Genomic DNA, 8596 nt, shown 5'->3' with positions numbered 1-8596 from the left:
AGCCGCGCCGCGCCGCTGCGCTTTGTGCTGATCGGCCGCGACTGGCGCGCGCGCGGCGGGCCGCTGGCGCTCGAGACGGTGCGGCTGTTGCGGGCGCGCGGGGTGGATGCGGTGCTCGACGTGGTCGGCGCGACGCCGCCCGAGGGGGCGGCGGCGGGCGTGGTGCTGCACGGCCCGCTCGACCGGCACCGGCCAGAGCACAGGGCGCGGCTGACGCAGGTGATGCGGCGCGGGCATTTCCTGTTCCAGCCGGCGCTCGAAAGCTACGGGTTCACCGTCTGCGAGGCCTCGGCCCACGGCCTGCCGGCGCTGTGCCTGCGGATCGGCGGGGTGCCGCTGCGCGAGGGTGTCAACGGCCATGCCCTGCCGCTGGGCTCCGGCGCCGCGGCCTTTGCCGCCCGTGTCGAGGCCTATCTCGCCACACCCGAGGCCCATGCGGCGCTGCGCCGCTCGGCCCGGCGGGAATACACCGAGCGGCTGAACTGGGACACCTGGGGCCGCGCGGTCGATGGCCACCTGCGGGCCCGGCACCGCTAGCCCGCGACTGGACCTATCCGCCGTCAGACATTGGCCCTATCGCGCCGGCAGCCAAACCACTAGCCTGCGGCAAAGCGACGGGCCATGGCCCGATCCACAGATTCTGCAGGAGACCCCGACCGATGAAAATGACCACCGAAGAAGCCTTCGTGAAAGTGCTTCAGCGCCACGGGATCGAACATGCCTTCGGCATCATCGGCTCGGCCTTCATGCCGATCTCTGACCTGTTTCCCAAGGCCGGCATCCAGTTCTGGGACTGCGCCCACGAAGGCTCCGGCGGGATGATGGCCGACGGCTATACCCGCGCCTGCGGCAAGATGAGCATGATGATCGCCCAGAACGGCCCCGGCATCACCAACTTCGTCACCGCCGTGAAAACTGCCTACTGGAACCACACCCCGCTCCTGCTGGTCACGCCGCAGGCCGCCAACAAGACCATCGGCATGGGCGGCTTCCAGGAAGTCGAGCAGATGAAGTTGTTCGAGGACATGGTGGCCTATCAAGAGGAGGTGCGCGATCCTTCGCGCATCGCCGAGGTGCTCAACCGGGTGATCCTGAACGCCCACCGCGCGAGCGCCCCGGCGCAGATCAACGTGCCGCGCGACTACTGGACCCAGGTGATCGACATCGAGCTGCCCGAGATGGTCGCCTTCGAGCGCCCCTCTGGCGGCGAGAGCGCACTGGCCGAGGCGGCAAAGCTGCTGTCCGAGGCGAAATTCCCGGTGATCCTCAACGGTGCCGGCGTGGTGCTCGCAGGCGGGATCGACACCTCGATGCAGCTGGCCGAGCGTCTGAGCGCGCCGGTCTGCGTCGGCTACCAGCACAATGATGCCTTCCCCGGCTCGCATCCGCTGTTTGCCGGGCCGCTGGGCTACAACGGATCCAAGGCCGGGATGGAGCTGATCTCCAAGGCCGATGTGGTGCTCTGCCTCGGCACCCGGCTCAACCCGTTCTCGACCCTGCCGGGCTATGGCATCGACTACTGGCCCAAGGATGCCAAGGTGATCCAGGTCGACATCAACCCTGACCGCATCGGCCTGACCAAGAAGGTCTCGGTCGGTATCGTCGGTGATGCCAAGAAGGTGGCCGAGGGCATTCTGGCGCGGCTGGACGACAGCGCCGGCGACGAGGGCCGCAAGGACCGCGAGAACCTGATCAGCCAGACCAAATCCGCCTGGGCGCAGCAGCTGGCCTCGATGGACCACGAGGACGACGATCCCGGCACCACGTGGAACGAGCGCGCCCGCGCCGACAAGCCCGACTGGATGAGCCCGCGCATGGCCTGGCGCGCGATCCAGAGCGCCTTGCCGCGCGAGGCGATCATCTCGTCGGACATCGGCAACAACTGCGCCATCGGCAATGCCTACCCGAGCTTCGAGCAGGGCCGGAAGTACCTCGCTCCCGGGCTCTTCGGCCCCTGTGGTTACGGGCTTCCCGCGATCATTGGCGCCAAGATCGGTTGCCCCGAGACGCCGGTGGTGGGCTTTGCCGGCGATGGCGCCTTCGGCATCGCGGTGACGGAACTCACCGCCATCGGCCGCGAGGAATGGCCGCCGGTGACCATGGTGGTGTTTCGCAACTATCAATGGGGCGCGGAAAAGCGCAATTCGACCCTGTGGTACGAGGACAACTTCGTCGGTACCGAGCTCGACGACGGGGTGAGCTATGCCGGCATCGCCCAGGCCTGCGGCCTTCAGGGCGTGCAGGCCAAGACGATGGACGAACTGACCGCTGCACTCGACCAGGCGATCAAGGACCAGATGCAGAACGGCAAGACCACCTTGATCGAGGCGCTGATCAACCAGGAACTGGGCGAGCCCTTCCGCCGTGACGCGATGAAGAAGCCGGTCGCCGTGGCGGGGATCGACGCCTCGGATATGCGGCCACAGACGCCTGCGGTATGATCGGCGGGCAATGACCAAGGGAGGATGTCATGAGCCGGTTCCTGATCCACATCCACAGCGGCCCCGCGACGCCGAACACGGCAACGCTGGGCTGCACCGTTGCCTTGGCCGCGGCCAATGAGGGTCATGAGACAGTGATCTTCTTTGCCGGCGACGGGGTGCACCTTCTGTCGCCCGACCACGGCGGGACCGAGGGGCAGGGCACCGGCCGGATCTCCGAGCTGCTTCCAGCGCTCAAGGAGGCCGGTGTTCGGTTCTACCTGTCGGGCAAATCCGCCAAGGCGCGGGGCTATGACGACAGCCTGCTCCAAGGCCACCCGGCAGCGTTTGCCATGCCGCCAAAACTCGTGGCGCTGGCGGCGGAGGCCGAGACCGTGCTCTGCTACTGACGACTGTCGGAGGGCCACTGGCGGGGCGGGGCGGAGACCTTCGGGAAAGCCGTCACCCCAGCCCCACCGTCACCGCGGTCGCGGCAACGATATCGGCGACCGTCGCGCCCCGGCTGAGATCGCAGACGGGGCGGCGGAACCCCTGCAGGAAGGGGCCGATGGCCTGAGCGCCGGCCAGTTCCTGCACCAGCTTGTAGGCGATGTTGCCTGCGTCGAGAGAGGGAAAGATCAGCACATTGGCATCGCCGGCGCCCATCCCCTTCTTCTCTGCGATCCGCGCGTTCAGCGCCGCGTCGGCCTGGATCGGGCCGGTAAAGCCGCTCGCCTCGGCTGCGCGGCGCACCGCCTCGACGCCGGGACCCGCGCCGCTGCTGCCGGTGGAATACGACAGAAGTGCCACCCGCGCCGGGCCGAGAAGCGCCTCGCAAGAGGCCGCCGAGGCGCTGGCGATGGCGGCCAGACCCTCGGCATCCGGCGCGACATTCACCGCGCAATCGGCAAAGATCATCTCGCGCCCGTCGGGAAACACCATGACGAAGAACGACGAGGGCAGCGCCACCCCCGGCGCCAGCCCGATCGCCAGCCCCGCCGCCTCGATCACCTTGGCGGTCGGGCTGTCGGCACCGGCGACCATGGCCTCGGCCTCGCCTGCCGCCACCATCGCCGCCGCCCGGATCAGCGGCCGCGCCAGCATCCGCCGCGCGATCCCCTCCTTCATGCCGCGATTGGCCTGCAGGGCGGCAATTTGCGCCCCGGTGACCTCGCCCAGCCCGACCGGCTCCGCCAGCCCTTCAGCCCGCAGCCGGGCGCAGGCCTCGGCCACGCGCGGATCGTCGATCTCGGGGAAGACCACCCGCGCGCCGCGACCGCGCGCGCGCTCATATGCCCTGTCCAGAACCGCCATGCCCCGCCTTTCCGCTATTCCCAGGAGACCATGATGACTGATGACGTGAAGATCAACCGGGGCCTCAAGGGCGTCTACTTCGAACGCTCCGGCGTCAGCCATATCGACGGCCGGGCCGGCGAACTGCTCTACCGCGGCTACACCATCCACGACCTGGCCGAGCACAGCAGCTTCGAGGAGGTCTGTTACCTCCTGATCCACGGCGAGCTGCCGACGCAGGCGCAGCTGGCCGAGTTCGACGCCGCCCTCCGGGCCGGGCGGGAGTTGCCGGACGCGATCTACGACATCCTCCGCGCCACCGCTCAGGGCCACCCGATGGACGTGCTGCGCACCGCAGTCTCGGCGCTGGCGGCGCTCGAGCCCGACAGCCGCGAGACCGGCGACAAGGCGTTTCTGCGCAACGGCATCCGGCTGACCGCCCAGGTGCCGATGATCATCGCCGCCCATCAGGCGATCCGCAATGGCCGCGACCCGGTGGCGCCCGATCCAGCGCTGTCACATGCCGCCAACTGGCTCTGGATGCTGACCGGCGAGACCCCCTCGGACGAGGCGGCGCGGCTGGCCGATGTCGATTTCATCCTGCATGCCGAGCATGGCGCCAATGCGTCCTCATTCGCCGCCCGGGTCACCGTCGGCACCGAGGCCAACCTGCATGGCGCCATCGTCACCGCGCTGGCCACCCTGGCCGGCCCGGCGCATGGCGGTGCGGCCGAGGACGTGATGAAGATGGTGCGCGAGATCGGCGCCCCCGAGAACGCCGCCGCCTACGTCAAGGCCAAGCGCGCCGCCAGGGAGCCGGTGACCGGTTTCGGCCACCGGGTCTACCGCGCCGAGGATCCGCGCGCACGCCACATGCGCGAGGGCGTGCGCCGGCTGGGCGAGGAGAAGGGCGCGCCCGAGTGGTTCGAGATCTTGCAGGCGGTGGTTGAGGCGATGAAGCCCTATTCCCGCCATGGTCTCAACGTCAACGTGGATTTCTACTCCGGGGTGGTTTATCAGCTGCATGGCATCCCGATGGATCTTTATGTGCCGATCTTTGCCATCGGCCGGATGCCGGGGTGGATCGTGCAATGCCTCGAACAGCAGCGCAACAACATCCTGATCCGCCCGCTGACGCTTTACAACGGGCCGGACCAGCGTGCCTATCTGCCCCTAGGAGACCGTGAGTGAACCAGAGCCTGTTGCCGCCCAGCCTGCGTCCCGACAGCCGTGTCGCGGCTTGGCTCGGGCGTTGGCGGCAGATGCCGGTGAGCCTCGCAGACCCCGCCCTGCCGCATGCCGAGGTGCCGGCGACGCCGCCGGCGGCCCGGGCGATGCTTTGCCGGGCGCTGCATGAATTCGACCGGCGGGTGCTGCCGCAGGCGGTGCGCGCCGCGATCGCCGGCTGCAAGCACCGGGTCGGCTGGATCGCCGGCCCGCCGGTCGAGGATTGGGCGCCGATCGCGCTGCACATCGACGCCGGCGCGCAGCTCTGGCTGGCGCTGCAGGATTACGAGACCGATGAATACGCGCTGTGGATCGTCGGCTTCGACCGAGAACTCGCGCCCCGCCGGCTGCGCCGCGCGCCCGATCTGGCCGGTGCCGCGCAGCCGCCGCTGCCGGAGCGGGGCGAAGAGGTTCTGACCTTCTGAGCGGCCGCTACTTACGGCCCGAGAACCAGCCGCGCATCCGGCTGCCGGTGCCCTTCACCGCATCGGTGGCATCGGCAAAGCCTTCCTCGACATCCGCCAGCATCGGATCGACACGCCGCATCCGGAACCGCCGCCAGCGCACGTAGATCGCCCAGAACAGCAGCGCCACCAGGGTCAGCACGATGATGTTGGTCCAGGGAATGATCGTGACGTCGGGGCTGTCCACCCGCCGCACATCGACCGCGTTGGGATAGATCGACAGGAACTCGTTGCGCCAGCCGTAATGCTTGATCACCACCCATTTCGGATTGTCCGAGGTCGAGCGCATGTCGGCCGCCTCGGTCTGCAGGTTGGCGGTGTCGAACTTGAAATACGGCGGCCAGCCCCAGCCGGTGTCCTCGTTGCGATAGACCATCGGCTTGCCGTTTTCGCGAATCGTCTGGATGAAAAACACGTCGCGGTTGACCTGCCCGGTGGCATTGCCGCTGTCGGGGCTCGACCAGAAGATCGAGTTCTCGCCGAAATCCACCCGGCGGGTCTCGGTGTCGGTGATCCGCGCAACGTCATGCTGCGGCAGCGTGTAGTGGAAAAAGGCACCAACCAGGACCCAGAAGGCCAGGATGAAGAACCATTTGATGTAACGCATGTGAGGGGCCCCGTGGTTTACTGGCTATGTAGTGCGTCTGCAGCGATTTGGAAACATCTCTGGCGGGTGGCCGGGGGTTTTCCAGCCCTCGCGCCAGGCTGGGCGAGATGGCGCTGCGCTGGCGATCTCCCCGAGGATATTTCTCGTACCGGAGAACGAGCGGACCGGCCGTGCCTCAGTGGAAGTTGGTGAAATAGATCACCGCGGTGATGACGATCACCGGCACCACGTAGACGCCGAGGATCAGCTTGCGGCGCAGCGACTTGTCGTACTCTGCCAGTCCGTCCTCGACGAAGGATTGGCGCGTCGCCTCGTCGCCCTCGAAGCCGTCGGCTTCCCATTGCGCCTCGAGCTTGTCGCGGCGCACGGCGCGGGAATAGAGCGACAGGAAGACATAGACCACGGTCAGCGCCACCAGGCCCAGGCCCGCGAGTTTGAGGAATGCCAGCATCGTCTATCGTCCTTTCGCCGCGCCCCAGGGGCCGACGCGGGCGGCCGGCGCCGCGCGCGGCTCTTCCATCGGGGCTTCGTGACCGAAGAGTGCGGCACGCGCGCCTGCCTTGTCCACCTGATATTCGCGGCTCAGGAAATCCACCACATAGCTGCGCTTGGTCTCGGACCAGTCGCGATAGAGCCGGTAGAACAGCTGCTTGTGGCAGATGAAGAGCTGGCGGATGTCGCCAGGGGCGAGCTCGGCCAGCAGCATGTTGACGAGATCGCGGTCGGCGGTGGCGGCGGCGCGCAGCGACAGGAAATAGGCCGGGTGGTCCGAGGTGATATGCGGCCAGTCACCGGCGCCCTCGGCCCAATGCACCAGCCGGTTGAGCCCGTGATAGGCCTCCGGCAGCCGGTCGGCATGGCGCCGGGCCAGGCCGCGGATGTCGCGGCGGGTGGCGCCGGTGAGGTCGATGCCGGCGTCCTGCGCGGCGTCGACGACGATGAAATCCATCTTCTGCCGCAGGATCGCCGCGGCATCGATGCCGCGCGCGGTGACGATCGGCTCGACCAGCCCGTTGGCCTCGAGGAAGCGGGCGATGCGGCTGGTGTCGGACATCGCCAACACCTGGCTGATCGGCATGTCCTGTAGCGCGTCGGTGGCGCCGGCGGTGATCAGCGCCGGTCTCGGGGTGTCGCGAAACAGGTAGCAGCCGCCGAAATGGCTGGTCCAGAAGTTGCCGGTCTCGAAGCTCATGGTCTCGAGCCGCAGCGGGTTGCGGAGGATGTCGCCTGTCTGCCCAGCGGCCGCGATCATCCGCGCGATCAGCACGTCGTCGAACCAGGCGTCCTCGCGGCGCTTGAAGTCATCCACCATCGCCGCCAGCTCGTGCGCCTCGCGCAGGGTGCCGCCGGTGGTGTCGGCCTCGACGGTGATCTTGCGGATGTCGAACAGCCGGGCGGGGGTGGCCAGGCTGAAGACCGAGTTCACCAGCTCGCCGGCCACCGCATCGCGGGCGGTCAGCGCAAAGAGCTGGGCCTCGTTGGCCTCGATGAAGCGGCGCAGGATGGTGCGCGAGGTCGAGAAGGTGGCCTCGAGCAGCGGCGCGGTCTTCTGCGCGGTGGTGAGCAGGATGAACTGCCGGTTGACGCCGCGGGGGTTGAGGTAGAGCGTGTCGCCGAGTTCGTCTCCGATTTCTGGGGAATGGCCGGAGATATCGACGTGGAACTCGGTGAGTTGCGTTTGCTTGCCGGCGAGATGCTTGAGCGCGCGGTTGTAACGCTCGACCAGGGCGGGGGCGTCGATGCGGACCAGGTTGCCGAACATCAGGCCGGATTTTATGAGGCGGTTCATTTGGGGGCTGACCGTCGCCGCAATAGCTTCTTGAGCTCCTCCAGCGCCATTGGCGGATTCACCCGATGCACCATTGCATGACAGTTAGCGCACAGTGGAACCAGATCCTTGATTGGGTCTACCGAGTATGCGTTCTCGACAAACTTCATGGGGTACAGGTGATGGACATGTATGAACCCTGTGCCGAGTTCTCCGTAGACGTTTCCGAAGTCCATTTCACAAACTCTACACGACGGACCAAAATGCCGAATGCAGGCTTTGCGGGCAGCGCCGCTTCGTTCGATTGCCTCGACCGAGATCGTACGTTTCGCGCCCTCAGGATAGAGCTTGGCGATCTTTGCATGTATGGCCTCAGTGGTTTCCGCTTCATACCCCGAGAACACAGCTATCCATTGGTGCTCGGTTCTGACCAACCTTGCAGGGTACAAGGTTTCGTCCAGCTCAAGTATTTTCGAGGGGCCATCTTCATTCGGCTGCCGACCGTTCACCATTTTGAACACCTGAAGCGCATAGCCATGGTTTTCAACAAGTTTCAGCTTTTTGGCCGCGTCAGAGTAGCCCGGTGACTTGCGCCCGGAGTTCGACTGCCACTTGTCTTCGAGAATGACTGCGGACGACTGAGTTGTCCGGTCATCCCAAGCGCCAAAATACACCTCGTTTCTCTCGTGGTTGACCGCCGCCCAACTCCAGCGCTGATTGGCATATTCGGCCCCAATTTTTCGAAAAAACGCGGTTCTGCTCATTCCAAATTCCTTTTTTTTGTACAATAAGTTTCTAGCGCGAGCGGGGAAGCTGC

At 66.6% G+C, this 8596-nt stretch carries 10 protein-coding genes; 5 read left to right on the top strand and 5 right to left on the bottom strand.

What is annotated here, in order from left to right; genetic code table 11:
* From VOI27_RS19595 to VOI27_RS19585, 3 genes are all read left to right on the top strand, one after another.
* On the top strand, positions 1-537 hold a 537-nt coding region (locus tag VOI27_RS19595), incomplete at its 5' end, for a glycosyltransferase (RefSeq protein WP_323767690.1).
* A gap of 122 nt (positions 538-659) precedes the next feature.
* Complete coding sequence (gene xsc / locus VOI27_RS19590) at positions 660-2441, top strand: sulfoacetaldehyde acetyltransferase (protein WP_323767688.1); 1782 nt, start codon at positions 660-662, stop codon at positions 2439-2441.
* Positions 2442-2470: 29 nt separating this feature from the next.
* Entirely contained in the window at positions 2471-2830 is a 360-nt protein-coding gene (locus VOI27_RS19585; RefSeq protein WP_323767686.1) for a DsrE family protein, read from the top strand.
* Positions 2831-2882: 52 nt separating this feature from the next.
* Here VOI27_RS19585 and VOI27_RS19580 read toward each other — a convergent pair whose 3' ends face one another.
* Positions 2883-3734 carry a phosphate acyltransferase gene (locus tag VOI27_RS19580; RefSeq protein WP_323767684.1) on the bottom strand — a complete coding sequence of 284 codons (852 nt, stop codon included), beginning with the start codon at positions 3732-3734 and terminating at the stop codon, positions 2883-2885.
* A 33-nt stretch (positions 3735-3767) separates the two neighbouring features.
* Between VOI27_RS19580 and VOI27_RS19575 the strand changes: the two genes are divergently transcribed.
* Both VOI27_RS19575 and VOI27_RS19570 read left to right on the top strand, forming a co-directional pair.
* Positions 3768-4904 (top strand): citrate synthase, encoded by a 1137-nt coding sequence (locus VOI27_RS19575; RefSeq protein WP_323767682.1) that lies wholly within the window; start codon positions 3768-3770, stop codon positions 4902-4904.
* Positions 4901-5365: a hypothetical protein gene (locus tag VOI27_RS19570; RefSeq protein ID WP_323767680.1), complete on the top strand. Its 465-nt coding sequence runs from the start codon at positions 4901-4903 to the stop codon at positions 5363-5365. The genes VOI27_RS19575 and VOI27_RS19570 overlap by 4 nt, the downstream gene beginning before the upstream one ends.
* 7 nt (positions 5366-5372) lie before the next feature.
* Here VOI27_RS19570 and VOI27_RS19565 read toward each other — a convergent pair whose 3' ends face one another.
* The 4 genes from VOI27_RS19565 to VOI27_RS19550 form a co-directional block, all read right to left on the bottom strand.
* Positions 5373-6011: a DUF1523 family protein gene (locus VOI27_RS19565; RefSeq protein WP_323767678.1), complete on the bottom strand. Its 639-nt coding sequence runs from the start codon at positions 6009-6011 to the stop codon at positions 5373-5375.
* 175 nt (positions 6012-6186) lie between these two features.
* Positions 6187-6462, bottom strand: coding sequence for a hypothetical protein (locus tag VOI27_RS19560; protein WP_323767676.1), 276 nt, complete (start codon positions 6460-6462; stop codon positions 6187-6189).
* Positions 6463-6465: 3 nt separating this feature from the next.
* Positions 6466-7800 carry a DUF6638 family protein gene (locus VOI27_RS19555; protein WP_323767674.1) on the bottom strand — a complete coding sequence of 445 codons (1335 nt, stop codon included), beginning with the start codon at positions 7798-7800 and terminating at the stop codon, positions 6466-6468.
* A complete protein-coding gene (locus VOI27_RS19550) occupies positions 7797-8543 on the bottom strand; it encodes a hypothetical protein (RefSeq protein WP_323767672.1) in 747 nt (248 codons plus the stop codon). Before VOI27_RS19550 ends, VOI27_RS19555 begins: the two co-directional genes overlap by 4 nt.
* Between the last annotated feature and the right edge of the window lie 53 nt (positions 8544-8596).

Source organism: Marinovum sp., assembly GCF_034669705.1.
In the GTDB taxonomy this organism is placed as follows: domain Bacteria; phylum Pseudomonadota; class Alphaproteobacteria; order Rhodobacterales; family Rhodobacteraceae; genus Marinovum.
The sequence above is the reverse complement of the archived record's forward strand: the minus strand, read 5'-3'. Positions and strand labels throughout refer to the sequence as shown.